General features: G+C 74.3%; 23 protein-coding genes. 10 read left to right on the forward strand and 13 right to left on the reverse strand.

Annotated elements, in window-relative coordinates:
* Window positions 1-99 precede the first annotated feature (99 nt).
* The gene (locus I4I81_RS19455; protein WP_218603010.1) at window positions 100-870 is read left to right on the forward strand and encodes an isocitrate lyase/PEP mutase family protein; all 771 of its coding nucleotides are present in this window, start codon (window positions 100-102) and stop codon (window positions 868-870) included.
* 76 nt (window positions 871-946) lie between these two features.
* On the opposite strand, the gene I4I81_RS19460 is transcribed toward I4I81_RS19455, so the two are convergent.
* From I4I81_RS19460 to I4I81_RS19480, 5 genes are all read right to left on the reverse strand, one after another.
* Window positions 947-2329, reverse strand: coding sequence for a nitrate/nitrite transporter (locus tag I4I81_RS19460; protein WP_226363461.1), 1383 nt, complete (start codon window positions 2327-2329; stop codon window positions 947-949).
* A 129-nt stretch (window positions 2330-2458) separates the two neighbouring features.
* A complete protein-coding gene (locus I4I81_RS19465) occupies window positions 2459-3283 on the reverse strand; it encodes a TIGR02569 family protein (protein WP_218616242.1) in 825 nt (274 codons plus the stop codon).
* 93 nt (window positions 3284-3376) lie between these two features.
* The gene (locus I4I81_RS19470; RefSeq protein ID WP_218616243.1) at window positions 3377-6319 is read right to left on the reverse strand and encodes a hypothetical protein; all 2943 of its coding nucleotides are present in this window, start codon (window positions 6317-6319) and stop codon (window positions 3377-3379) included.
* A gap of 341 nt (window positions 6320-6660) precedes the next feature.
* Window positions 6661-7833: an adenylyltransferase/sulfurtransferase MoeZ gene (moeZ, locus tag I4I81_RS19475; RefSeq protein ID WP_218616244.1), complete on the reverse strand. Its 1173-nt coding sequence runs from the start codon at window positions 7831-7833 to the stop codon at window positions 6661-6663.
* Between the two features lie 41 nt (window positions 7834-7874).
* On the reverse strand, window positions 7875-8789 hold the full coding sequence (locus tag I4I81_RS19480) for an alpha/beta fold hydrolase (protein WP_226363462.1): 915 nt from the start codon (window positions 8787-8789) through the stop codon (window positions 7875-7877).
* 122 nt (window positions 8790-8911) lie between these two features.
* On the opposite strand from I4I81_RS19480, the gene I4I81_RS19485 reads away from it, so the two are divergent.
* On the forward strand, window positions 8912-9868 hold the full coding sequence (locus tag I4I81_RS19485) for an Abi-alpha family protein (protein ID WP_226363463.1): 957 nt from the start codon (window positions 8912-8914) through the stop codon (window positions 9866-9868).
* 251 nt (window positions 9869-10119) lie between these two features.
* Here the strand turns inward: I4I81_RS19485 and I4I81_RS19490 are convergent, their stop codons facing one another.
* On the reverse strand, window positions 10120-11304 hold the full coding sequence (locus tag I4I81_RS19490) for a DUF445 domain-containing protein (protein ID WP_218605589.1): 1185 nt from the start codon (window positions 11302-11304) through the stop codon (window positions 10120-10122).
* A gap of 78 nt (window positions 11305-11382) precedes the next feature.
* Complete coding sequence (locus I4I81_RS19495; protein ID WP_218605585.1) at window positions 11383-12279, reverse strand: AurF N-oxygenase family protein; 897 nt, start codon at window positions 12277-12279, stop codon at window positions 11383-11385.
* Window positions 12280-12394: 115 nt separating this feature from the next.
* Here I4I81_RS19495 and I4I81_RS19500 point away from each other — a divergent pair, with 115 nt between their 5' ends.
* Genes I4I81_RS19500 through I4I81_RS19510 form a run of 3 tightly spaced genes read left to right on the forward strand, consistent with a single transcriptional unit; the run spans window position 12395 to window position 15104 of the window.
* On the forward strand, window positions 12395-13291 hold the full coding sequence (locus tag I4I81_RS19500) for a DUF8832 domain-containing protein (RefSeq protein ID WP_218605586.1): 897 nt from the start codon (window positions 12395-12397) through the stop codon (window positions 13289-13291).
* A gap of 5 nt (window positions 13292-13296) precedes the next feature.
* Window positions 13297-14484, forward strand: a complete 1188-nt coding sequence (locus I4I81_RS19505; RefSeq protein WP_218605587.1) for a hypothetical protein — start codon at window positions 13297-13299, stop codon at window positions 14482-14484.
* On the forward strand, window positions 14481-15104 hold the full coding sequence (locus tag I4I81_RS19510) for a TetR/AcrR family transcriptional regulator (protein ID WP_218616245.1): 624 nt from the start codon (window positions 14481-14483) through the stop codon (window positions 15102-15104). The genes I4I81_RS19505 and I4I81_RS19510 overlap by 4 nt, the downstream gene beginning before the upstream one ends.
* Before the next feature lie 225 nt (window positions 15105-15329).
* Here I4I81_RS19510 and I4I81_RS19515 read toward each other — a convergent pair whose 3' ends face one another.
* On the reverse strand, window positions 15330-16226 hold the full coding sequence (locus I4I81_RS19515) for an alpha/beta fold hydrolase (RefSeq protein ID WP_218616246.1): 897 nt from the start codon (window positions 16224-16226) through the stop codon (window positions 15330-15332).
* Window positions 16226-17128 carry an AurF N-oxygenase family protein gene (locus I4I81_RS19520; RefSeq protein WP_218605794.1) on the reverse strand — a complete coding sequence of 301 codons (903 nt, stop codon included), beginning with the start codon at window positions 17126-17128 and terminating at the stop codon, window positions 16226-16228. Before I4I81_RS19520 ends, I4I81_RS19515 begins: the two co-directional genes overlap by 1 nt.
* 53 nt (window positions 17129-17181) lie before the next feature.
* Between I4I81_RS19520 and I4I81_RS19525 the strand changes: the two genes are divergently transcribed.
* Window positions 17182-17859 carry a TetR/AcrR family transcriptional regulator gene (locus tag I4I81_RS19525; protein WP_226363464.1) on the forward strand — a complete coding sequence of 226 codons (678 nt, stop codon included), beginning with the start codon at window positions 17182-17184 and terminating at the stop codon, window positions 17857-17859.
* Window positions 17856-18185 carry a DUF4873 domain-containing protein gene (locus tag I4I81_RS19530; protein WP_218605795.1) on the forward strand — a complete coding sequence of 110 codons (330 nt, stop codon included), beginning with the start codon at window positions 17856-17858 and terminating at the stop codon, window positions 18183-18185. Before I4I81_RS19525 ends, I4I81_RS19530 begins: the two co-directional genes overlap by 4 nt.
* A gap of 61 nt (window positions 18186-18246) precedes the next feature.
* Here I4I81_RS19530 and I4I81_RS19535 read toward each other — a convergent pair whose 3' ends face one another.
* Window positions 18247-18468: a DUF3107 domain-containing protein gene (locus tag I4I81_RS19535; protein ID WP_218605796.1), complete on the reverse strand. Its 222-nt coding sequence runs from the start codon at window positions 18466-18468 to the stop codon at window positions 18247-18249.
* Window positions 18469-18597: 129 nt separating this feature from the next.
* Window positions 18598-19260, reverse strand: coding sequence for a ferritin-like fold-containing protein (locus tag I4I81_RS19540; protein WP_218605797.1), 663 nt, complete (start codon window positions 19258-19260; stop codon window positions 18598-18600).
* Between the two features lie 460 nt (window positions 19261-19720).
* On the opposite strand from I4I81_RS19540, the gene I4I81_RS19545 reads away from it, so the two are divergent.
* The 3 genes from I4I81_RS19545 to I4I81_RS19555 are packed head-to-tail and all read left to right on the forward strand — an operon-like array spanning window position 19721 to window position 23440.
* Window positions 19721-21346, forward strand: a complete 1626-nt coding sequence (locus tag I4I81_RS19545; RefSeq protein ID WP_226363465.1) for a DEAD/DEAH box helicase — start codon at window positions 19721-19723, stop codon at window positions 21344-21346.
* Between the two features lie 15 nt (window positions 21347-21361).
* On the forward strand, window positions 21362-22621 hold the full coding sequence (locus I4I81_RS19550) for an Rv3212 family protein (protein ID WP_218604471.1): 1260 nt from the start codon (window positions 21362-21364) through the stop codon (window positions 22619-22621).
* A gap of 9 nt (window positions 22622-22630) precedes the next feature.
* Window positions 22631-23440, forward strand: coding sequence for an oxygenase MpaB family protein (locus tag I4I81_RS19555; RefSeq protein ID WP_218604472.1), 810 nt, complete (start codon window positions 22631-22633; stop codon window positions 23438-23440).
* Here the strand turns inward: I4I81_RS19555 and I4I81_RS19560 are convergent.
* Together I4I81_RS19560 and I4I81_RS19565 are read right to left on the reverse strand one after the other, a co-directional pair.
* Window positions 23403-23669 carry a hypothetical protein gene (locus I4I81_RS19560; RefSeq protein WP_218604473.1) on the reverse strand — a complete coding sequence of 89 codons (267 nt, stop codon included), beginning with the start codon at window positions 23667-23669 and terminating at the stop codon, window positions 23403-23405. The genes I4I81_RS19555 and I4I81_RS19560 overlap by 38 nt on opposite strands.
* Entirely contained in the window at window positions 23666-24502 is an 837-nt protein-coding gene (locus I4I81_RS19565) for a RecB family exonuclease (protein ID WP_218604474.1), read from the reverse strand. Before I4I81_RS19565 ends, I4I81_RS19560 begins: the two co-directional genes overlap by 4 nt.
* Window position 24503: the final 1 nt, after the last annotated feature.

Raw genomic sequence — 24503 nt, forward strand, 5'->3', positions numbered from 1 at the left:
GTCGGATGACACCGGGGTTACGCGCCCCGCACATCGGCAGGTGGGAGCGGTGAGCCCCGCGGCCCGGCAGGGCGGTCGCACCCGACGTAGCCTGCGCCCGTGACCCTCTCCGATAAGGCCGCCGAGCTGCGGCGTCTGCACTCCGATCCCGAGATCCTCGTCGTCGTCAACGTCTGGGACGCGATCAGCGCGAAGGTCGTCGCCGACCAGGGCAGCAAGGCCCTCGCCACCGCCAGCCACTCCATCGCCGCGACGCTGGGCTACGCCGACGGGGAGAACATCCCCCGCGACCTGATGATCGACATGGTGGGGCGCATCGCCGCCGCCGTCGACATCCCCGTCACCGCCGACCTCGAGAGCGGGTACGGCGACGCGGGCGAGACCGTGCGCCGCGCGATCGGCGTCGGCATCGTCGGGGCCAACCTCGAGGACAAGATGGCGCCGCTGGCCGAGGCCGTCGCCGCGGTCGAGGCCGCGTTGAAGGCGGGCGAGTCCGAAGGCGTCGACTTCGTCCTCAACGCGCGCACCGACGCGTTCGTCAAGGCGGGCGACCGCGACAAGGCCGACGTGCTCAAGGACGCGATCGAGCGCGGCCGCGCGTTCGTCGACGCCGGTGCGCCGTGCGTGTTCGTCCCCGGCAAGCTCGACGAGCCCACCGTCGTCGCGCTCGTCGAGGGCATCGGCGAGCGCAAGGTCAGCGTGATCAACGTGCCCGGGTCGCTGCCGCAGGCCCGCCTGGCCGAGCTCGGCGTCGCGCGCATCTCGTTCGGCCCGTGGACGCAGCGCTCGGCGCTGACCCACCTGGCCGGCCTGACGAAGGACCTGCTCGCCGGCGGGGCGCTGCCCGAGGGCACGCAGCCGCTCAACTGACGACACCGGCCGGCTTCACGGAGAGTGAGATTCTCACGCTCCGTGAAGCCGGCCGATCGTGTGCGGTCGTGAACGGTCAGACGCCGGCGTACGCGGCACGCGGCGCGGTGGCGTCGACCGGGGCCGGTCGCAGGTAGACGACGTAGGTCACCACGGCACAGACGACGTAGAACGCGAGGAACGACCAGTACGCCGTGTCGCCGGACTGCGTCGTCATGAACGACTGGCGGAACGCCAGGTTGATGAACAGCCCGCCGAGCGCCCCGACCGCGCCCGCGATACCGATCACGGCACCGGAGATGCGGCGGGCCCGCAGGTAGGACGCCCCCTCGTCGGCGCCGGCCGCGATCGCGACCCGCGCCTGGCCGCGGAAGATCGCCGGGATCATCTTGTAGGTCGAGCCGTTGCCCAACCCCGTCAACACGAACAGCAGCACGAACCCGGCCGTGAACAGGCCCAGCGAGTCGATCGCCGACGCCCCGATGATCACGGCGGTCGCGACGACCATCGCGAGGAAGTTCCAGAACGTGACGCGGGCGCCGCCCAGCTTGTCGGCGAGCGTGCCGCCGACGGGGCGGATCAGCGAGCCGAGCAGCGGGCCGATGAAGGTGACGGCCGCGGCCTCCAGCGGCGTGCGGCCGAACTGGTTCTGCAGAACCAGGCCGAACGCGAAGCTGTAGCCGATGAACGAGCCGAACGTGCCGATGTAGAGGAACGCCATGACCCAGGTCTGGCTCTCCTGGATCGACTCCCGGAACGCACCGGTGTCGTTCTTGACCGACGTCAGGTTGTCCATCTTGATCGCGGCGAACACGGCCGCGACCAGGATGAGCGGGATGTAGACACCCAGCAGGACGCGCGGCGCTCCGGTGCCCGCGGTGGCGATGATGAGCAGGCCGATCAGCTGGATCACCGGCACGCCGATGTTGCCGCCACCGGCGTTGAGCCCGAGGGCCCAGCCCTTCTTCCGCTCCGGGAAGAACGCGTTGATGTTCGTCATCGACGACGCGAAGTTGCCGCCGCCGAGCCCGCCGACGGCCGCGACCGCGATGAACACCCAGTACGGCGTGCCGGGCTGCATGACGATCGCGGCCAGGATCGTGGGGAGCAGCAGCAGCAGCGCGGACACGACGGTCCAGTTGCGGCCGCCGAAGCGCGCGACGGCGAACGTGTAGGGCAGCCGCAGGATTGCCCCGACCAGCGTCGGCACCGCGACCAGGAAGAACTTGCCCGCCGCGTCGATGCCGTACTCGGGACCCATGAACAGGACGAGCACCGACCACATCGTCCAGATCGAGAACCCGATGTGCTCCGAGAGGATCGAGAACCAGAGGTTGCGGTTGGCGACCTTCGCCCCGGTGCGCTGCCAGAACCCGGCGTCCTCCGGGTCCCAGTGGTCGATCCACCGACCGGCCAGCGCTGACCGTGCCTGGGGCTGCTCCTGGTCCGTCGTGGTCACGCCGGCCTCATCTCTCCGTCGTCGGGTGGGTCGACGTCGAACGCTAGGCACGGCCCGTTACGGACTCGTCCGGTTCACGTGTCACGCGCGATAACCGGTTCTCACGGCGCCCTGCGGCAGGTGTGAGCCTCAGAGCAGGGCGGTGACCAGGCCGGCGGCGCGCTCCAGGCCGGGCAGGGTGCGGGCGGAGGCCTCGGGGTGCTGGGCGTGCAGGGCGAGGCGGTAGAGCGCGGCGCGCAGCAGCATCTGCGGCCACTCGTCGAGGTGGGCCCAGCGGTGCGGGAGGGTGTCGTCGGCTCCGCCCCAGGCCAGGGCGTCGACGACGACGACGGCGGCCGCCCACTCCTTCGGGCGCCACGCGGGCACGAGATCGACCAGAGCGGGCACGTCGCCGTCGAACAGGACCGCGCCGAACAGCTCCGCGTGCACGACCTGCGGGGTGACCTGCACCGCCGTGCGGTACGCCGCCAGCTCCGCGTAGAGGGTGCCGCCGGTGGCCGGGTCGAGGCTGAGCCTGCGCTCCCCCCACGCCGCGGCCGCAGACCGGGCCAGGAGGTCGTCGCGGCCGTCGAGGACGCGAGGCCGGGTCAGCTCGGCGGTGGCGGCGTGCAGACGGTTGGCCGCCTCGATCACGGCGTCGTAGCGGGGCTCCAGCACGCCCGGGACGTAGCGGCTCGCGGCCCACCCGGCCACGACCCAGCGGCCGTCGGAGGACCGCACCGGATGCGCGAGGCGCAGGCCCTCGACCTGCAGGCCGTCGAGGACCCCGGCCGACCACGCGGCCACGGCGTTGTCGGGCACCGGGCGGACGAGGACGTCGCCGCAGTGCCAGGCCCGCCTGCCCGCCCACACGACGGGGCGCGGATCGGTGTCCTGGACGCCGAAGGCGGTGCGGACGTGCGGCGGCAGGGTGGTCCCCGTGGGTCCGCTCGGGAGGACGGGAGCTGCTGTCACGTTCGGGCACGCTACCGGCGGACGGTCCGCGATCGACGGCGCCACGCGGGGCGGGGTAGCGGGGATCGTGCAGGTCGGCCCCCGTGGTCACCGTCAGTCCCCCTGGCCGGACTCCCCGTCGTCGGAATCCCCGCCCGAATCCTCGTCGGGGTCCTCGGCCGAGTCGGACTCGTCCACGGTGTCCGCCGGCCCCTCGGCGCTGTCGGCGGCGTCGGAGCCCTCCGTGTCGCCGTTGTCCGTGTCCGTGTTCGTGTTCGTGTTCGTGTCCGTGTCCTCCGTATCCGCGTCCGCGGAGTACTCGACGTCGTCGACGCCGGTGTCCTCGGCCGGGCCGGGGTGGTCCTCCGAGAGGTCCTCGATCTCCAGGTCGTCCTCTTCCCCGCCCCGGTCCCCGCCCCGGTCGCCGTCCCGGTCCCCGCCCTGGTCGCCGTCCTGGTCGCCGTCCTGGTCGCCGTCCTGGTCGCCGGCGTCGGAGTCGTCCGTGCCCGACGGGTCGTCGGCCCCTGCCGCGTCCTCGCCGGTCGTGCTGTCCGCGTAGCCCGACGTGTCGTCGGTGTAGGTCGTGTCGGTGTAGGTCGGGTCGGTGTCGTAGGTCGGGTCGGTGTCGTTCGACGTGCCGCCCGAGTCCTGGGAGGACATCCCGGTGGACCCGTCCGGGTCCGCACCGTCGGATCCGTCGGGCTCGTCCGCGGGGATCCCGTACGCCTCGACGACCGCCCGCTCGTAGGCCGCCGCGAGCTCGGCCTGGTCGTAGCCGGACCCCGAGGACGTCCCGGAGTCCGAGGAGGACGCGGAGTCCGGCGGGACCCCGTACGCCGCGGCGAGATCCGACTCGTCGGAGCCGGACCCCGCCGCCGACGACGCTGCCGCCTCGTTCAGGGCGTCGATGCTCTCGTCGTCGACACCCCACATGCCCAGAGCCGCCGCGACGGCCTCCTCGCTGCCCGTCGTGCCGGTGCCGCCGCTCATCGGCGAAGTGCTCGTCGGAGCGGAGGCGGACGCCTCGGGGTCGGCAGACTCCTGGCGGGCTGTCTCCTCGACGGCCGCCTCGACCAACGGCGCGGTCCACGCCGCGGCCGGGGTGGACCGGACGACGTCGAGGGCGAGCTCAGCGTCGTCGGACGGGCCGCTCGGGGCCGGGTCACCCGGGACCGGAGCGCCGCGGACCGCGGCACCGTCCTCCGGCGGTGACGTGTCGTCGGACCGTGCCCCGTCGGCGTCGCGGACCGAGGCCGCCGGGGCGACCCGCAGGTCGGACGGGGTGTCCGGGTACCGGTCGTCGACGACCGGGGGCATCGCGTCCGCGACGGGAGCGGGCGCCGCGGCGGCGGGCGCCGGCGCGGCAGGGGCCGGGACGGAATCCTGCTCCGCGGTGCGCTTCGCGTCGGCGTCCTCGCGGGCCCCGCGGTCGCGATCGCGGTCGCGCGCCTCGTCGGCGGGCTGGTCCGCCCCGTCGACGACCTCGCCTACCGCGCCCCCGACCGTGTCGACGACCTCCCCGACCGGGCCCGCCTCGTCCGGCCCCCCTGCGACGTCCGGGGTTGCGACGTCCGGGGTTGCGACGTCCGGGGCTGCGACGTCCAGGGCTGCGGGCTCGCCGGGCGCCGGCCCGTCGACGACGTCCTCGACGGTGTCGACCGGCCCCGCCGCTTCCTCCGGGGCCGGGGCCGGCTCCGCAGGGCGCGATTCGGCGGGGGCAGCCTCAGCAGGGGCCGGGGCGGGTTCACCGGGCCGGTCGGCCGACCTCTCCCGGTCCCGCTCGCGCGCACCCCCGTCGAGCACTCCCCCGACGGTGTCGGCGGTGCCGTCGACGGCGCCGTCGACACCCTGCGCGAGCTGGTCGACCGGGCCCTCGGGAGCCGGGACCGGGGCCGGGACGGCCGGCTCCGCGGGTGGCGGGGTCGGCGGCACACCGACCGCCTCGTCACCCGGACCCCGTGGCTCGGGCGGGCCGCTGGTGTCGACGTCCTGGCGCGGGGCGCCGCCCGGCTCCTCGCGCCCGCCGACGACGTCGGGGCGGGTCGGCAGCGGGGTGGTCGGAGCAGGCGTGGGTACGTCCTCCCCGCGGATGACCTGACGGACGTCCTCGCCGACCTGCTCGGTCACGGCGACGTCGTCGGGCAGCGGGCGGGCCACCGCGTTCTCGACCCCGCCCTCGAGCGCGGCCAGCTCGTCGCGGCGGGCGTCGCGCTGCCGGATCCGGAGGTCACGCTGCTCGTCGAGCGCCGAGAGCGCCGTGGCCTGCTCGGGCGAGCGCTGCGACGGCGGGGGCGCCGCGGCCAGCGTCGTCTCCAGGCTGGACAGGCTGCGCTCGGCCTCCGCGAGGTCGGCGCGCACGGCGTCGAGCTCCTCGAACGAGTCGAGCTGCGACAGCAGCGTGGCGCGCCGGTTCTCCAGCAGCTCGCGACGCTGCTCCAGAGCCTCCACCGGGGCGGTCGGGCTCGCCGAGCGCTGCTCCGCGGGGAGCCGCAGCCACTCGGCCTCGACCTGCGCGATCGTGTCGAGCTGCCGGTTGACCGAGGCGAGCGTGACGCGCGCGTCGCGGGCCCACTCCTCCTCCGACGCGGCGGCGGCCTCGGTGGCCGTCGGCGACGTCGGCTGCGACGCGGTGACGGCGTAGCCGCCGGCGAGGATCCCGGCCGCGCCGAGCACCGCGAGCGCGCGGCGCCGGTGCGGGACCGGGGCGTTCAGGCCGCGGGTGCGACGACCGGGCGGGGTGTCGGAGCGGCGGACGAGAGCGGCCGCCCGCCGGCGCGCGGCGCGGTTGACCGGCACCTGCGGCGCGACCGCCGCGGGCTCCGAGGAGGGATCGGGGTCGCCCGGTGCGGGCGCGTCGGGCACGTCGGCCGGCTCGGCCAGCCAGGGCAGCGTGGCCGCCAGCCGGGCGTCGGACCCGGACTGCATCGACGCGCGGCGGGCCTGCCGCGCGGCCGCGCGGTGGGCCGCGGTGCAGTAGCGGCGCGGCGGTCGGCCGGGCAGGTCCTCGATGGCCACCGCGCACCCGGGCAGGGCGCACCGCCGTGTCGCCTCGGTCATCGCCCCACGCCCCCCCGCCGACGGCGGGCGGATGCAGACCCGCCCGGGTGACGATCACCGCGGCTGCTGAACTTGATCTTCCGAGAGGCGAACGTACCTCGACGAGCCGAAGTTGTCACTGCTCCAAGTGGGAAGTACCCGCTGGTCAGAGTGACGCTGCGTACATGAGGGGGTCGATTCTCACGCTCCGTCCGCGGCCGGCGCGCAGAGCGTCGGCCGGCCGCGTGGCGCGACGGACCGGCCCACCCCGCTGTCACCCTGCAGCGGTCCCGGGGCCCTACGACGAACGGCGCGCCGGCCCACCGGAGTGGGCGGGCGCGCCGTTCGTCGGCGGAGAGGCGTCAGTAGGTGGGCAGGCTCCTGTCCACCTGGTTGGCCCACGCCAGCACGCCGCCGCCGACGTGCACGGCGTCGCGGAAGCCGGCCTTGTGCAGGGCCGCGAGCGCGTCGGCGGAGCGGGCACCGGACTTGCAGTGCAGCACCACAGGCTTGTCCTGCGGGATCTCCGAGAGTGCCTCACCGGACAGGATGCGGTCCTTGGGGATGAGCACCGAGCCCGGGATCTTGACGATCTCGTACTCGTGCGGCTCGCGGACGTCGATGAGGGCGAAGTCCTTGCCCGCGTCGAACATCTCCTTGAGCTCGGTCGCGGTGATCGTGTGGCCCGCGGCGGCGCTCTGTGCGTCGTCGGACACCACACCGCAGAACGCGTCGTAGTCGATCAGCTCGGTGATCGGCTTCGTCTCCGGGTCCTTACGGATGTTGATCGTGCGGTAGCTCATCTCGAGCGCGTCGTAGACCATCAGCCGGCCGAGCAGCGGCTCGCCGATGCCGGTGATGAGCTTGATCGCCTCGTTGACCATGATCGAGCCGATCGACGCGCACAGCACGCCCAGGACGCCGCCCTCCGCGCAGGACGGGACCATGCCGGGGGGCGGCGGCTCGGGGTAGAGGTCGCGGTAGTTGAGGCCCTTGCCGTTGGGCGCGTCCTCCCAGAACACCGACGCCTGGCCCTCGAACCGGAAGATCGAGCCCCAGACGTACGGCTTGCCCGACAGCACGGCGGCGTCGTTCACCAGGTAGCGGGTGGCGAAGTTGTCGGTGCCGTCGAGGATGAGGTCGTAGTCGCGGAAGATGTCCAGCACGTTGGAGCTGTCGAGCCGCACCGGGTGCAGCCGCACCTCGACGAACGGGTTGATCTCCTTGATCGAGTCGCGCGCCGACTCACCCTTGGGCCGCCCGATGTCGGACTGGCCGTGGATGACCTGGCGGTGCAGGTTGGACTCGTCGACCTCGTCGAACTCGGCGATCCCGAGCGTGCCGACGCCCGCGGCGGCCAGGTACAGCAGGGCCGGGCTGCCGAGGCCGCCCGCCCCCACGACCAGGACCTTCGCGTTCTTCAGCCGTTTCTGCCCGGTCATCCCCACATCGGGGATGATCAGGTGACGGCTGTAGCGCGCCACCTCGTCCTTCGTCAGCTCGGCGGCCGGCTCCACGAGCGGCGGTAGCGCCATGGGACATGCTCCTCGGTTGTCGTCGTCTGTGTGCGGCAACGTCAGACCGCAGCGGGATCTTCCCAGAGTTCGGCGACCGCCTCGGCCACGGCTTCCGGCGCCTCCATCTGCGCGACGTGTCCGACGCCGGGCAGCATCAGCAGCCGCGCACCCGGGATCGTCGCCGCGGTGCGGGCCGCGAGCCGGGGCGAGACGAGCCGGTCGAGGCCGCCCCAGACGACGAGCGTCGGCGCCTGCACCCGCGCGGCCTGGCGCCACAGCCCGCCCAGCGCCCAGCTCGCGATCATCTGACCCGCGGTGCCCATGACGGCCTGGCGCGCCCACGGCAGCCCCGCACGCGCCTCGAGCTCGGCCACCGCCTGGGCCAGCCGGTGCGGCGGCACGACGCCCGGGTCGCCGAAGCACAGCCGGATCGTCTGCCGGGCGCGCTCGGTCGCCGTCAGCTCCGCGATCTGCGCCTTCGCCCGCCGCCCGAGCACCGGGACCATGGCCAGCGCGAGCCGCGGGTCGGCGATGCGGCGGGGGTCGGGCCTGCGGTCGGGCATCGCCGGGGAGACCAGCGTCAGCGAGGCGACGAGCTCGGGCCGCCGGGCCGCGACGCTGATCGACAGCGCGCCGCCGAGGGAGTTGCCGAGCAGGTGCACGCGTTCGCCGCGGCCGGCCAGGAAGCACATCAGGGCGTCGGCGTGGCCGTCTGGCGACCAGTCCGGGGTCGCGAGCGGGCGCGAGTGGCCGAACCCCGGGAGGTCGACGGCCGTGCCCGTGGCCCGCCCGGACAGCAGCCCGGCGAGGTCGGTCCAGTTCGTCGCGGAGCCGGACAGCCCGTGGACGTAGACGGCCGGGATCCCGTCGGGCCCCGGCGTCTCGCGGACGTGCAGGGTGACGCCGCCGGAGGTGATCTCCCGTCCGGGCCACGGCTCGCGGAGGCCGCGCTCGGCCGATACCTGTGTGCTCACCCCCCGAGCATCACCCCCGCGGCGGGCGTCCGGCCAGTCCTGGTGGTGTGAGTTACCATCGGTAACATGTGCGGCGGTGATAGCTTCCGCCGCATCCGACCCGTTCCGCGGAGGGTGTCCCGGTGTCCCACGACAACACGCCGTCCCCGGCCGACGGGCTGAACGCCCAGGCGGAGGCGCTCGTCACCCGGGCCGGCACGTTCGCCCGGTGGGCCGCCCGCACGGGCACCGAGATGGCCCGCCGCCTGCCCGGGGCCGCGGCCGTCGAGTCCGAGCTCGGCCAGCTCGAACGGGTCGCGCTGTCCGAGCTGCGCCGCCGACTCGACACCGTCGACCCCCTCGACGACGGCGCCCCCGACGGCCCGGTCGAGAACCCCACGCGCAACGCCCCGCCGCCGAAGCAGACCGAGCCGCTGCGGGTGGCGATGGCCGAGCTGCTGGGGCGGTCGCTGGAGCAGTCCAAGCAACGGGCCAGGGAGTACCTCTACCTCGCGCTGCTGCGCCAGCTCGTCCCCGACGAGGCCCGGATCCTGTCCGCGCTCGCCGACGGCAGCACCTACCCGGTCGTCCACGTCGACTGCCGCACCGGCGTGTCGGGGTCGCGCCGGATGCTGTCCTACGCCTCGACCGTCGGGCGGGCGGCCGGGGTCGCGGTACTGCCGTCGGTGCCGCGGTACCTGTCGCGGCTGCTGCACTTCGACCTCGTCGAGCTCGGCGAGGCCGCCACGGACCTGAACGTCCAGTACGACATCCTCATGACCGACCAGACGGTGCGCGACGCCGAGGACGCCGCCCGCGCCGAGGGCCGGGCCCGGTTCGTCCGCGCGACGGTGCGGATCTCGCCGCTGGGCCGGGACCTGTGGGACGCCTGCCACCCGCACGCCGACGTCGAGCCCGCCCCGGAACCGGCGGGCGCGGCCCAGGTCCGGGTCGAGCCGGTGGTCGACCGCCCCACCCGCTACGCGTGGGAGCAGGTCCTCCCGCCGGAGCCCGCGGTCGTCGTGCCCCGCACGGCGCCGCTGGACGTCCCCCTCCCCCGCGCGACCGACGGGAACGGCCGCCACCCCCGCGACGACTGACACCCACCCGCGAGTCGCCACATTCCCGCCCGCGAGTCGCCTGTTCCCCGCCCGCGAGTCGCTGTTTCCCGGCCGGCGAGTCGCTGTTTCCCGCCCGGCGAGTCGCCGGATCTCAGCCCGTTGACGCCGCGAATCACGGGCGCGAAGCACGCGACTCGCGGGTCGAGGACCGGCGACTCGCGGGCCCGGAAACAGCGACTCGCGGGCGGAGAAACAGCGACTCGCGGGCGGAGAAGCAGCGACTCGCGGGGTCAGACGGAGAAGTGCACGACCGCGTAGGACTGCAGCTCGCCGACGGCGAACCCGAGTACCGCCCCGACCGTGATCAGGATCCACTCGTCCTGGGAGAACGCCGGGCGCAGGATCTCCTCGAACTCCTCGGGCGAGAGCTCCTGCATCTTGGTGACCAGGATGTTGCGGATGTCCATGGCGTCCTCGGCGTAGTCCTCCATGTAGGCCATGGTCTCCGGCAGCGCGGACATCACCTGGGCGCTGACGATCCGCTTCATCTCCTGGTAGCGGGTGCTGCCGACGGAGAACACCAGCAGCGGCTTGACCAGCCCGGCCTGGGAGTCCAGCACGACCTGGACCTCCTTCTGCACCATCACGAACAGCTTGTCCGACATGGGCCCGGTGAGGACGGCCTCGATGATGTTGTGCGGGGTGATGATCTCCTTCGCGATCAGCTCCCCGTACGCCGCGGCCACCTCCTTGTGCCGCTTGAGGAACAGCCCCTGCCAGACGAACAGGCCGAAGTACCGCGTCGGCCGCTTCGGGTTGAAGATCATCTTCAGGGCGAGCCAGTCGGTGAACCACCCCGTCAGCCCGCCCGCGATCGGCATGATGATCGGCAGCTTGAGCAGGGCCCAGGCCACCGCCTGGAGCAGCCCGATGATCGCGCCGAAGTAGATCCCCGAGTACCGGATGAACGCGAACTCCTTGTGCCCCGCCTCCTTGAAGATGCGGTTGAGCAGCGCCTTGTCCTTGACCAGGTTCGTGACGATCATGTCCTTGAGGTCGAAGACCCCGTCGATGTCGTCCTTGATCGCCGCCATCATGTGCTCGACGATCACCGGCGCCTGCTTCTGCACCCGCCCGATGACGATCCGGCGCACGGCCTCGGGGATCGACTCCCACAGCCCGGGCTGGAACTGCGTCGCGACCTGCCGGGTGATGGTCTCGATGTTGTCCAGGAGCGGCTTCTCGATCTCCTTGGCCACGCGCTCGGCGTCGAGCCGGTCGAAGATCTCCTCCGGGCTGATGAGCTTCTCGGTCATCGTGTCGCAGACGATGCTCGCCATCCGGGCCGCGCGCCGCGGCACGATGCCCTGCCAGCCCAGGTACGGCGGGATGCCCCGAAACTCCAGTGGCCGGAACATCATCTCGATCGCGACAATCTTGGTGAAGTATCCGATGACGGCCGCGACCAGCGGCATCGAGAGGTAGATGTACCAGTTGCGCCCGACGTCGGCGATGATCTCGTCCACGCCCACCCCCGTCGCCGCAGCGCCCGACTAGTCCGTCCGGTCGATCAGGTTGGCACACCGCCACAACCGGGTGAGCGGCCCGCCCACGATGCCGACCTCCCGCAGGAACGGCATGAGCTTGCGCGCCGACCAGGCGATCGACGCGCGGTGGTGCGGGTTGGCCAGCGCCGCCCGGCGGGCGGTGGCCGGGTCGAGCCCGACGCTCGCGTACACCCCGGGGTGGATCAGGCTGCGGATGACGACGAACGACACGACCGGCGTCAGCGTCTGCGCTACCCGTCGCTGGCGGTCGGTGAGCCGGGGCATCAGCCGCGCCAGCTCCTCGCGCGCCCAGCGGACGTGCCGCGCCTCCTCCGTCACGTGGATCCGGTTGACCATGCGGCTCAGCGGCTGCACGCGCTCGTCGCGCATCGACTCGCGCTGGAGCTGGTCGAGGGTCTCCTCCGCGACCAGGACGCTGGCGAACATCGCCGCCCCGCCCGCGGTCGCCGCGAACAGCCCGCCGAGCGCGTGCACGAGCGCGCCCGGCCGGTAGTCGGGCACGTCGAAGCGGGCGGCGAGCTTGGCGAACATGATCGAGTGCCGGCACTCGTCGGCGATCTCGGTGAGCGCGTACTGGACGTGGCCGGTGCGCGGGTCGCGGTCGTAGGAGTACCGGAGCAGCATCTGCATGAGGATCATCTCGAACCACAGCCCGACCTGCGCGATGCTGCAGATCTCGTGGATCGACAGCGTCACCTTCTGCTCCTCGGTCAGCCCGTCCCACAGGTCGGTGCCGTAGAGCGAGCAGCGTTCGGGACTGATGCCGTAGAGACCCGCGACGAGGTCCGCGTCCCAGTCGACGTCGATCGCCGGCTCGTAGGAGTGCTCCAGGGACGAGCGCAGGAGGCGCTCGGCGACGGACTCGCGGTCGGTGACCTTCATGCCCGGACCCTTCATTGGGTGTTACCGGTGGTTACTGTTACCACAGGTAACGTGACGGGCCCTCAGTTGTCAACACCCACCCGCCACCGCCGGTCGGGTCGCGCGTTGTACGGGTATGAACACCGCGGTCCGCGTCGCCGGGTACGCCACCGCGCTGGCCGTCGTCTTCGGTGCGGCGTTCGGCGTGGGGTCGGCGGTCGGCGAGCCCCCCGCCGCCGTTCCCGCCGTGGCGGCCCACCCGTCCGGCGGGCACTCCTCGGACGGGCAGTCCTCCGACGGGCAGGCGCACGGCGCGGACGACGGCGGCACCGACGGGCTCGCCGCCACCGCCGCGGGCTACACGCTCGTCCCGGCCGTCGACACACTGGAGCCGGGGATGGCGGGCGAGTACGCGTTCACCGTCACCGGATCGGACGGGGCCCCGGTCACCGCGTTCGACGTCGAACACGAGCAGTTGCTGCACCTCGTCGTGGTGCGCCGCGACGCCGCGGGGTTCCAGCACCTGCACCCCGCGCTCGGGCCCGACGGCGTGTGGCGGGTCCCGCTGACGCTGCCCGCGGGCGGGATCTACCGCGTCTACGCCGACTTCGTGCCGACCGGCGGCCCCGAGCTCGTGCTGGGCACCGACCTGTTCGCGCCCGGCGACTTCACCCCGATCCCGTTCGGGCCGTCGCGGGTGGCGCAGGTCGACGGCTACCAGGTGCGGCTCGACGGCGACCTCGTCCCCGGCACGTCCTCGCCGGTGTTCGCCACCGTCAGCCTCGACGGCGCCCCGGTCACCGACCTGGAGCCCTACCTCGGCGCGTTCGGCCACCTCGTCGCGTTGCGCCGCAGCGACCTCGCCTACCTGCATGTGCACCCCAGCGCGGCGACGCCCGCCCCGACCGACCGCTCGGGACCCGGCGTCGCGTTCGTCGCGGAGGTGCCGGCGTCCGGCGGGTACCGGCTGTTCCTGGACTTCCGGCACGGCGGGGTCGTGCGGACCGCCGAGTTCACCGTCGACGTCGGCTGACGCGCGTGGCCGACGTGCGACCCGGCACCGGTGCGGCGGCGGCCGCCACGGTGGCCGTCGTCGTGCTCTCGGCGGCACCTCCGTGGCAGTTCCGGAACTGGCAGTGGGTCGCCCTCGCACTGGCGGTACCGGTGGTACTGGTCGGGCTGCGGTCGGTGCGCTCCGTCCGCGACACGACCGGCCTGCTGACGGGGGCGGGCGCGCTCGGCGCGCTCGGCTGGTCGGTGGCGGTGCTGCTGATGGGCGGGGCCGGGGTGCCCGGCATGACCCAGCCGCCCGGAGCGCCGGTGCTGGCGCTCGACGCGGCGGCCGCGCTGGCGGCGCTGCTGCTCGTCCGCGACCGGCCCGGTGGTGCGCCGGGCGAGGTCCGCGGGGTGCGCCTGCTCGGGTTGGCGCTCCCGGCTCTCTCCGTGGCCGCGCTGGGATTCCGGCTGGGCGCGGGGGACGCCGCCGGCGGGGCGGCTGCGGCGGTCGCGGTGCTGGTGGCCGGATGCCCGTGCGCCCTGCTGCTGCTCCCCCGGCTCGCCGACGGTCCGCCGCGGATCGTCGTGGCCGCCGCGCACGGACCCGGAGTCCTGCGCACGGCGGGCGCACTGCACGTCGCGCAGGGCGGGACGGCGCCGGTCGGCCACGCCGTCGCCACCGCGGCGCAGGCCCGGCACGCGACTCTGCCCGGCGTGTCCGACCCCGACGGCGACCCCGCCACCGGCCTGCGCGGAGTGGTCTCGGAGCTGGACGGCCCGGACCGGGTCGTCGCGCACGCGGCACTCGCCGGACCGCCGGGCTGGCTGGCCGCCCACGGCGTGTCCCCCACCGAGGCCGCGGCACGGGCCGCCGCGCGCGGGGTCGAGGTGTGGTGCGTCGCGTGGGACGGGGTGGCGCGCGGCTGGCTGGAGATGGCGACGGCCCCGCGGGCGGGCACCCGCAGGCGGCGGACCGCACAGGTCGCGGCACTGGTCGCGGCCGCGCTCGGCGCGGCCACGGCCACCACGGGCGCGCTGGGCCCGGCCACCGCGGGGGCCGTCCCGGCCTGCGTCGCGCTGCTGGTCCTCGCGCTGCGGGCGCTGCCGCTTCCCGACGGGAGCGGCCCACCCGATCGGGGCTACCAGCGGGTAGTGTGTGGCTTCGCCCCGGACCGGGGCACGCACGCGATCGGAAGGCCGCCGCCGATGACCCACTCCCCGGGCCGATGACCGAGGCCACCGCGCCCCCCAACCGCGGGGCGCGCCTCTCCCGCAGCGCCCGCCGCGCGCAGCTGCTCGTCGCCGCCCGCGACGTGTTCGCCGCGCAGGGCTACCACTCCGCGGCGATGGACGACATCGCCGAGAAGGCCGGCGTCAGCAAGCCGGTGCTCTACCAGCACTTCCCCGGCAAGATGGAGCTCTACCGGGCTCTGCTGACGACCTACGCCGACGAGCTGGTCGACCGCGTCCGTGCGGCGCTGAGCCACCCCGGCGACAACCGCGACCGCGCCCGCGCGTCGGTCTCGGCGTACTTCGACTTCGTCGCCGACGAGGGCAGCTCGTTCCGACTGATCTTCGAGTCCGACCTGCGCGGCGAGCCGGAGGCGGCTGCCGTCGTCGAGGGGGCGTCGAGCCGCTGCATCGACCTCATCGCCGAGGCCGTCACCACCGACGCCGGGCTCGACGAACCGCGCGCACGGCTGCTCGCCGTCGGGCTGGTCGGACTGAGCCAGGTCACGGCGCAGTACTGGCTCGACTCGGGCAAGACCGTGCCCCGCGACGAGGCCGTCGAGCTGGCCGCAGGCCTCGCCTGGCGCGGCCTGGCCGGCTTCCCGCTGATCAGCCCCTGACACCCGACCCCGCCGCCCGCCCGCCCCGGCTCGTGGCTCGCGGCTCCGTGTCCGCGGCTCCCAGCCCGGATGCCGCGCCCCGGATGCCCGCGCCCGAATGGCAGCAAAGCCACCATGCCGCAACGAGATGGCAGCAAAGTGGCCTTGCTGCCATCGGGGCGGGGCGGGGCGGGCGCGGGACGGGGCGACGGTGCCGCCCGAGGAGCCCGGGCGGCACCGCGCGTCTCAGGAGGCCCGGTGCCGCTCCGTCCCGACGGCCCCGCGGACCAGTGCGCCCAGCCGCCCCGCAACTCCCGCGACCCGCTCCACCGGCAGCATGTGGCCCGCGTCGGGGAAGATCGTCAGGGCCGCCGACGGCAGCGCCGCGTGGATGCGCCGCGACGCGGAGACCGGGGTGAGCTTGTCGCGCGACCCCGCCAGCACCACGGTCGGGATCCCGGCGAACACCGCCAGCGCGGCGTCGCGCTCGTGCGCGGCGAGCGTCGGGCGGAACCCGGACACCGTCGACGGGCGGCAGGCGGCCACGGCGCGCACGGTGATCCGCACGGCGTCGCGGTCGGCCCGGGGCCCGAGCAGCAGCCAGCGCATCGCCGGGGCCAGCGCGCGCGGGCTCCCCAGCCGCGACCCCGCCGACCAGCGCTTCGACCCGTAGAGCCGCTCCTCCACCCGCCGCACGACGGGCACGGTCCGCTGCGGAAGGCCGAACGAGGTGTTCGCCAACCCGCCCGACGCCGTCGCGACGAGCGCGATCCCGGCCGCGCGGGCCACGACGTCGGGATGCCGGTCGGCCAGCGCCATCAGCGTCATGCCGCCCATCGAGTGCCCGGCCAGCACCAGCGGCCCGGTGGGTGCGACCTCGGCGATGACGAGCGCGAGGTCGTCGGCGAGCTGGTCGAGCGTCAGCGACGCGGGGTCGGCGACGCCGGAGCGCCCGTGCCCGCGGTGGTCGTAGCGCACGACGCGCACACCGGGCCCGGCGAGCGCGGCCGCGACGGGCGCCCAGGTCGAGGAGTCGAGCGTCCAGCCGTGGGCGAGCACGACCGTCACGGGGGCGTACTCGGACCCGTCGACCTCGAGGTGCAGGGGTACGCCGTCCGCGGCGGTCAGGGATGGGGTGGACATCAGACCAGGTGCGCCTTCCGCCAGAGGATCTCCGTCGGCCCGCCGATGAGCTTCTGCTCGCGCAGGAAGGGCACCAGCTTGCGCGCCGACCACCGCATCATCTCCTGATGGTGCGGGTTGGCCTGAGCGGTCCGGTACCCCACGGCGGGGTCGATGCCGACCGACTTGTACACGTCGCGGTGGATCAGGTTCGTCGCGACGACGTAGGCGATCCGCGCGGTGAGGTAGTTGGCCAGGGCGCGCTCGGCGACGTTGACCTTCGGCATCATCCGGACGAGCTCCTCGCGGGCGTACCTGACGTGCCGGGCCTCCTCCGTCACGTGGATCCTGTTGACCATGCGCGTGAGCGGCTGCACGGTCTCGTCGCGCATCGCCTCGCGCTGCATCTGGTCGAGGATCTCCTCGACGAACAGCGTGCCGGCGAACATCGCGGGGCCCGAGGCGACGGCCTTGAAGAGCCGGCCCAGCTCGTGGGTGACCCGGCGCGGCCGGTAGTCCGGCACGCCGCAGTGCGCGTTCATCCTCGCGAACATGATCGAGTGCCGGCACTCGTCCGCGATCTCGACCAGCGCGTACTGGATGTGCCCGCTGCGGGGGTCCCGGTCGTAGGAGTACCGCAGCAGCATCTGCATGAGGATCATCTCGAACCACAACCCGATGCGCGCGACGCTGCACAGCTCGTGGATCGACAGCGTGCGCTTCTGCTCGTCGGAGAGCGTGTCCCACAGCTCGGTGCCGTAGAGCGAGACGCGGTGCTCCGGCACGCCCCACATCCCGTCGACGAGTGGCGCACTCCAGTCGATGTCGATGCTCGGTTCGTAGGAGTGGTCCATCGACGACTTCAGCAGCCGGGCCGCGGTCGCCTCGCGGTCGCCCACCTTGCTCGCGATTCCAGCAGTCATCGCCCCTCCTAGTGTTACCAACGGTAACTGTTACTTCTGGTACCGTGCCTCCAGTGGAGCCTCCTGTCAAGCCGACCGACCGCCAGGCCCGCCGCGCGCAGCGCCGGGCCGAGATGGTCCAGGCCGCGATGGACGCGGTCCGCAGGCACGGCCCGGGCGTCTCGGTCGCCGACATCGCCGCCGAGGCCGGCATCACCAAACCCGTGCTCTACCGCCACTTCGACGACCGCGCCGACCTGCACCGCGCCGTCGGGCACGAGGCCGCCGCGCTGCTCATGGCCCGCATCGCCCCGGAGCTGATGAAGAACCGCGAGCCCAAGGAGCACATCCGCGGCATCATCGACGGCTTCCTGTCCGGCGTCGATGACGAGCCACAGCTCTGGCGCTTCGTCGTACACAATCCCGGCGAGCACACGCCGGGAGCCGAGGTCGTCGACGACGTCCGCCAGACCATCGCGAGCCTGCTGTCGTCGCTGATCGGCGTACGCCTGCGCGAGGCCGACCTCGACCCGGGCGGCGCGGAGGCCTGGGCCATCGGGCTCGTCGGCATGGTGCAGAGCGCGGGCGACTGGTGGCTGGAGCGCCAGACGATGAGCCGCGAGGCCATCACCGACTACCTGACCACGCTGATCTGGGGCGGTGTCGCGGGTGTGCTCGGCGACGAGAACGCCGCCACCCCGCACGCCCCGCTGCGCCTGCTGCCGCCCACCGGAACGGGAGAGCCGACATGACCGACGACGAGCACGAGGACGGCTACCGGGGGCCCGCGACGCTCACCGTCGACGGGCGGGACGTGCCGGTCCGCGTCGTCCTGGGCGCCCGGCACGAGCCGCACGACGGACGGTTGCACTGGTTCGGGCGACTGTCGCTGGAACGCGACGTCGAGCCCGCTCTGCTCGGCGCGCTCACGGCCGCGTCGAGCCGGCTGGAGCTGCGCACCGACGGCGGTCGCGCCGACGCCCGCATCGGCGATCAGGACCCGTGGGGCCGCTACCGGGTCACCGGCGTCGGCCGGCTCCCGTACGCCGTCGAGGAACCCGCACTCGACGACGACTGATCCCGACCGGATGTACCGGCCGGGACCGTCTCACCGCGTCGGACCCGCTGCGTCGGACGGATCAGACGAAGCCGACCCGGCGACCCTCCTCGGGCGCGATCTCCACGTAGGCGATCTGGGCCGAGCGGACGATGTACTTGCGGCCCTTCTCGTCGACCAGCCTCAGCAGGCCGTCGCCGCCACCGAGTGCCTCGTCGACCAGCTTCGAGACCTCGTCCGCCGTCTGGTCGCTGGACACCACGAGCTCGCGCTGGCTCTCCGCGATGCCGATCTTGACCTCCACGGGGGGACCTCCTGGTCGTCATGTGTGTACGTGCGCCGACCAGGCTAGTCGAGCGGACGGGCCCGGGCATGGACGGGCGGTGTGCCGTGAGCGAACCACGGCCGTGACCGAAGCACGGCCGTGACCGAACTAGGACAGCCCCAGCTTCGTCATCCGCTTGCCGTGGTTGGACTGCAGGCGCCGCAGCAGGGCGCCGATCCCGGCGAGGTCGCCGGAGCCGGTGACGATGAACTCGGCCAGCTCGTCGCGCTCGGCGACGATGTGCTGGGCCTGGGTGACGGCCTCGCCGAGCAGCCGCCGCCCCCACAGGGCGAGGCGGTCGTGCACCTGGCGGTCGGCCGCGCATGCCGCCTTCACCTCGCGCTCGGCGAACGCGCTGTGCCCGGTGTCGGCCAGCACGTGGCGCACGAGCTCGCCGGTGGGGCCGGACACCCAGGCCGCGACCTCGCGGTAGAAGTCGGCCGCGAGCCCGTCACCCAGGTAGGCCTTGACCAGCGACTCCAGCCAGCTCCGCGGCGCGGTCGAGGCGTGGTAGCCGTTCCACATGACGACGAAGGGCGCCATCGCGTCCTCGATCGGCACGCCGATCCCCTGCAGGTGCTCCTCCAGCAGCCGGAAGTGCCCGATCTCCGCGGCCGCCATCGACGACAGCGCGGCCCGCCCGCTCAGCGTCGGGGCGTGCCGGGCGTCCTCGGCGAGCCGGTCGAACGCGGACAGCTCGCCGTAGGCCAGCACCCCCAGCAGGTCGATCGTGGCCCGGCCGGCGGCGGTGCCGCCGTCGACCGCCGTCACCACAGCAGGAGCCCTGATCTGCGCATGGTCCGAAGCCTAGAGGGCGGCGCCACCCGGTCGGGGCGGCACACGTCACGCGACCACCCGTACTCCGCACTGCCGTGCGGGGTGACCCACGGGGTAGGATGCGACCCAGCGCAGCACCCGTACGGGGTGCGCGCTTACCCGCGGCCCGCATCCGACGACGGTCAGGCCGCAACGACCTGGTGCGTGCAGCGCCTCGTCGGCTCTCCCGCACGGTGAGGCCCCGAACCGGGCGCCCGCGCCGCGCGGTCGACGAGCCGGCCCCGGCAGTTGTGCGCGGAGAGAGGCGATCACCCTGTCCGTCGAGACCGATAACTCCACCCCCATCATCGGGGCAGCCCCCGAGGACGCAGCGCAGGCGAAGCCGCTCACCGGCGACGCCCCCGTCCGCCCCGAGTCCCCCACCTTCGCCTCCCTGGGCGTCCGTCCCGAGATCGTGCAGGCCCTCTCCGAGGCCGGCATCGTCCACACGTTCGCGATCCAGGAGCTGACGCTGCCGCTGGCCCTGGCCGGCGAGGACGTCATCGGCCAGGCCCGCACCGGCATGGGCAAGACGCTGGGCTTCGGCGTGCCGCTGCTGCAGCGCGTCACCCCGCCGTCGGAGCAGCCCGCCGGCACGCTCGACGGCGAGGCCGCCGACCGCACCCGCGACGTCCCGCAGGCCCTCGTCGTCGTCCCCACGCGCGAGCTGTGCGTGCAGGTGGCGGCCGACCTGGCCGACGCCGGAAAGCACCTCGGCATCCGCGTCACCGCGATCTACGGCGGGCGCGCCTACGAGCCGCAGCTCGCCGCCCTGCGCAAGGGCGTCGACGTCGTCGTCGGCACACCGGGCCGCCTGCTCGACCTCGCCGAGCAGCGCCACCTGGTGCTCGGCCGCGTCAAGGCCCTCGTGCTCGACGAGGCCGACGAGATGCTCGACCTCGGCTTCCTGCCCGACGTCGAGAAGATCCTGCGGATGCTGCCCGACCAGCGCCACACGATGCTGTTCTCGGCCACGATGCCCGGCCCGATCCTCGCGCTCTCGCGGGCGTTCCTGCACCGGCCCACGCACATCCGCGCGGAGGAGCCCGACTCGGGCTCCACGCACGAGAACACCACGCAGCACGTCTACCGCGCGCACGCGATGGACAAGGTCGAGCTGCTCACGCGCGTGCTGCAGGCCGAGGGCCGCGGGCTCACGATGGTCTTCGCCCGCACCAAGCGCACCGTGCAGCGCGTGGCCGACGACCTCGCCGACCGCGGTTTCGCCGCCGCCGCCGTGCACGGCGACCTGGGACAGGGCGCCCGCGAGCAGGCCCTGCGCGCGTTCCGCTCCGGCAAGGTCGACGTACTGGTGGCCACCGACGTCGCCGCCCGCGGTATCGACGTCACCGACGTCACGCACGTCGTCAACTACCAGTGCCCCGAGGACTCCAAGACCTACGTCCACCGGATCGGCCGCACCGGCCGCGCGGGCAAGACCGGCGTCGCGGTGACGCTCGTCGACTGGGACGAGCTGCACAAGTGGAAGACGATCAGTGACGACCTGTCGCTGAACATGCCGGAGGCCCCGGAGACGTACTCCACCACTCCGCACCTCTACACCGACCTCGGAATCCCCACCACCGCCAAGGGCCGCCTGCCGCACTCGCAGCGCACCCGGGCCGGGCTGGAGGCCGAGTACGTCGACACCGAGGGCGACCAGGGCGGCGGCCGCCGTCGCGACCGTGACCGCGGCCCCAAGCGCGCCGAGGACGTCGTGCTTCCCGAGCGCAAGCCGCGCAGGTCGCGGTCGCGCACCCGCAGCCGCGGGGGCGTCACGCTGGAGGGTGGCGAGGCCGCCGAGTCCCGCGCCGCCGAGTCCCGCGCCGCCGAGTCCCGCGCCGTCGACGCCCCGACAAACGCGGCCGCTCCGGCCGCGGACTCCGGCGCACCCACCGCCGGACCCGAGAGCAGCGGCCCGCGCGCCGAGGGTGAGGACGGCCGTCCGCGCCGCCGTCGCCGCCGGGGCGGCCGTGGCCGCAGCGCCGGGTCGGACGGGCCGCACTCCGACGACTCCTCCGAGAACGCCGCCGCGAGCTGACCCACCCCGCGCTCGATGTTCCGCGCACCACCGCCCGAACGACGCTCCCGCCGCGACCTGGTCGCGGCGGGGGTGATCGCGGCGGTCCTGGCCGCCCTGGTCGTGACGGTCTCCGTCACCAGCGACGTCGCCGGTACCACCGACCGCGTCGCCGAGGTCCCGATCGAGATCCCGCCCCCGGCGTCCGGGGCCCCGGTGGCGTTCGCGCAGGCCTGGGAGGCCGCCAGCCCGGGCACGCCGGTCCCCGTCGTGGCCGGTCCGGCCGTCGTCACCGCCGACGGGTCGACGGTCTCGGGTCGTGACGCGCGCACCGGCGAGGAGCGCTGGAGCTACGCGCGCGACCTGCCGCTGTGCACCGTCGGCGCCGGGTTCCCCGGCGTCGAGGCGGGCCGGGTGCTGGCCGTCTACGCCAACGGGGAGGACCCGGGCGCGGGCGACGGCACCTACTGCTCGGAGGTCACGATGCTGCAGGGCGACACCGGCGCACGCGTCGGCGCCCGCAACCCCGACGCCCGGCCGGGCACGCGGCTGCTCGCCGACCAGACCTACGTGCTGGCCACCGGTACCGACCACCTCGAGGTGTGGCGCTCCGACCTGGTCCGCACCCTGGAGTACGGCGTCGTCCCGGCGCAGGAGCAGGTCGGGCGCCAGCCGCGGCCCGGGTGCACCCACGGCTCGACCGCGCTCGGCGGGCGCCGGGTCGCGGTGCTCGAGCGCTGCCCGGACGACGCCACCGACCGGCTCACCGTGCTCGCCGCCGACGGCGCCGACGGGGCCGAGAAGCCGGAGGAGGAGTTCTCCGTGCTGCTCCCGGGCTCCGGGGCCGCGGTCGTCGCGGTCTCCGACGAGCAGGTCGCGGTCGCGCTGCCCGATCCCGCACGGCTCGTCGTCTACGACGCGGCGGGGGTGCAGCTCTCCGTCAGCGAGGTCGACGGGGAGGTCGTCGACCCGCCCGGCGGCGTCGTCCCCACCTCCGCCGACGACTCCCACCGCTACTGGTTCACCGGGTCATCGGTCCTCGCGCTCGACGCCGGGCAGCTCGCCCTGCTCTGGACGTTCCCGGACGCGTTGGGCCCGCCCGTCCGCTACGGCATCGACCTTCTCGTCCCCGTCGAGGGCGGGATCCGGGTCCTCGACCCCGACCGCGGCACCCCGGAGCGGTTCCTGCCCGTCGACCGACCCGACCCCGGCGCGCCGGTCGTCCCCGCCGTCGACGGTGACGTGCTGCTGGAGCAGCGCGGCGACCGAGTGGCCGCACTCGTCCCCACTCCATAGCCTCGGAGGGTGAGTACCGGCTACTTCCCGCCCGGCAGCGCCACCCGTCGGGTGATCGGCGACCCGGCCGCCCTGATCGGCGGGTTCAGCGCCCTGTTCCTGCAGGCCCTGCACCCGCGGGCGATGGCGGGGATCGACCAGCACTCGTCGTTCCCCGACGACTTCTGGCCCCGTCTGCAGCGCACCGCCGAGTACGTCACGACGCTGGCGTTCGCCGACACCGCCACGGCCGACGCCGCCGCGGCGCGGGTGCGGCGGATCCACGCCGCGGTCCGCGGCACCGACCCGGTCACCGGCCGGGAGTACTCGGCCGACGATCCCGACCTGCTGCGCTGGGTGCACGTCACCGAGGTCAGCTCGTTCTCCGCCGCGGTGCGCCGGCTCGGACTGATCGACCCGGGAGAGGAGGACCGCTTCCTCGCCGAGCAGGTACGGGCGGGCGCGCTGCTCGGCGCTGTCGACCTGCCGGTGAGCCGCGCCGAGGTCGACGCCTACTTCGCCGAGGTCCGCCCGGAGCTGGTGGCGAGCCCGATCGCCCGGCGCGCGGCGCGGCGGCTCGCGCTCGCGCCGATCCCGACGCGGATCCCGGTCGGGCTACCGGTGGGGCCGCTCGGGGAGATGGCCGCGTCGCTCGCGCTGGCCCGGCCGGCGTGGACCGCGGTCGCGGCCGTCGCGATCGGGCTGCTGCCGCCGTGGGCGAAGCGGCTCTACGGCATCCCGCGCGTCCCGGACATCGCCACCACCGCCGGGCTGGGTGCGCTGCGCGCAGCGTTCCTCGGCGTCAGGCGAGCCACAGGGCGGCCAGGACCACCGCGCTGATCACCAGCACGACGAGCGCGGCCCCCGCGCCGCGGCCGTCGGGGGCGCGGTCGGCCCGGATCTGGGCCACCACCGCGGCCACCGCCGCCACTGCGTGCCAGGCCAGGAAGCTCCCGGCGGGACCGGGTGCGCCGGTGCGGGTCGCCGCGACCCAGGCGACGCCCAGCGCCACGGCGAGCACGACCAGCCCGCCGGCGAGCACCCCGGAGACCTTCCGCAGTGCCCTCACGGCGCCAGCCCCTCCCATGACGCGGGCTCCGGGGCCGCCGCGCGCCCCTCGGGGCAGTGCCGGCGCACCCCGCAGGTGCCGCAGCCGGGCGACGTCCGGGGCGGGAACAGCGCCTCGGGGTCGCCGCCGTCGGCCAGCGCGTCGGAGGCGTCGGCCAGCTCCGTCGCGGTCTCCTCGGCGCGGTGGACCGCGGCCCGCAGCGTCGACGCGTCGTGCTCGAAGGCGTGCACCTCGCCGGTGGGCAGGTGGTGCAGCTCCACGCGGGTGCTCGGCTTGCGCAGGGTCCGGGAGGTGGCCACGGCGTACAGCGCGAGCGCCTCGGAGTCGCGCGCGTCGGCGGCGGACAGGTGGCGGCGCCCGGTCTTGTAGTCGACGATCACGGCCTCGCGGCCACGGGCGTCGATGCGGTCGACCCGGCCCTCGGCCACGATGCGCTCGGTCGACACCGACACCCACTGCTCGACGCCCAGCGGCTCGGACCCGTCGGCCAGTCCGGCCGGGTCGGCGACGTAGGCGGCCACCCAGCCCCGGGCCCGCTCGCGGTACTCGCGCTGTTGGGTGAGGTCGCGGAAGCCCTCGCCGTTCCAGTTGCGGTCGACGAGCGCGGCGGCAGCGTCGGGGGTGCGACGGTCGGCGGGCAGTGCGTAGAACGCGCGCAGCGCCAGGTGCACCACCGCGCCGAGGGTGCTGCTGGCCCACGCCCCGCCGCGCGAGGTGCGGTCGAGGTAGCCGAGGCGGTAGCGGCGGGGGCAGTCCCGCCAGGTGCCGAGCCGCGCGGGCGTGACCTTCACCAGCCGGGGCGCGACGAAGTCGAAGCCCAGCTGTCCGTCCACC

It is taken from the genome of Pseudonocardia abyssalis (assembly GCF_019263705.2).
GTDB classification, from domain to species: Bacteria; Actinomycetota; Actinomycetes; order Mycobacteriales; family Pseudonocardiaceae; genus Pseudonocardia; species Pseudonocardia abyssalis.

Bases quoted from the DNA above. Each gene is read 5' to 3' on its own strand.
- I4I81_RS19470 (WP_218616243.1), bottom strand. From the start codon at position 6,319: ATGACCGAGGCGACACGGCGGTGCGCCCTGCCCGGGTGCGCGGTGGCC.
- moeZ (WP_218616244.1), bottom strand. From the start codon at position 7,833: ATGGCGCTACCGCCGCTCGTGGAGCCGGCCGCCGAGCTGACGAAGGAC.
- I4I81_RS19490 (WP_218605589.1), bottom strand. From the start codon at position 11,304: ATGCCGCTGGTCGCGGCCGTCATCGGATACTTCACCAAGATTGTCGCG.
- I4I81_RS19495 (WP_218605585.1), bottom strand. From the start codon at position 12,279: ATGAAGGTCACCGACCGCGAGTCCGTCGCCGAGCGCCTCCTGCGCTCG.
- I4I81_RS19500 (WP_218605586.1), top strand. From the start codon at position 12,395: ATGAACACCGCGGTCCGCGTCGCCGGGTACGCCACCGCGCTGGCCGTC.
- I4I81_RS19510 (WP_218616245.1), top strand. From the start codon at position 14,481: ATGACCGAGGCCACCGCGCCCCCCAACCGCGGGGCGCGCCTCTCCCGC.
- I4I81_RS19515 (WP_218616246.1), bottom strand. From the start codon at position 16,226: ATGTCCACCCCATCCCTGACCGCCGCGGACGGCGTACCCCTGCACCTC.
- I4I81_RS19520 (WP_218605794.1), bottom strand. From the start codon at position 17,128: ATGACTGCTGGAATCGCGAGCAAGGTGGGCGACCGCGAGGCGACCGCG.
- I4I81_RS19530 (WP_218605795.1), top strand. From the start codon at position 17,856: ATGACCGACGACGAGCACGAGGACGGCTACCGGGGGCCCGCGACGCTC.
- I4I81_RS19550 (WP_218604471.1), top strand. From the start codon at position 21,362: ATGTTCCGCGCACCACCGCCCGAACGACGCTCCCGCCGCGACCTGGTC.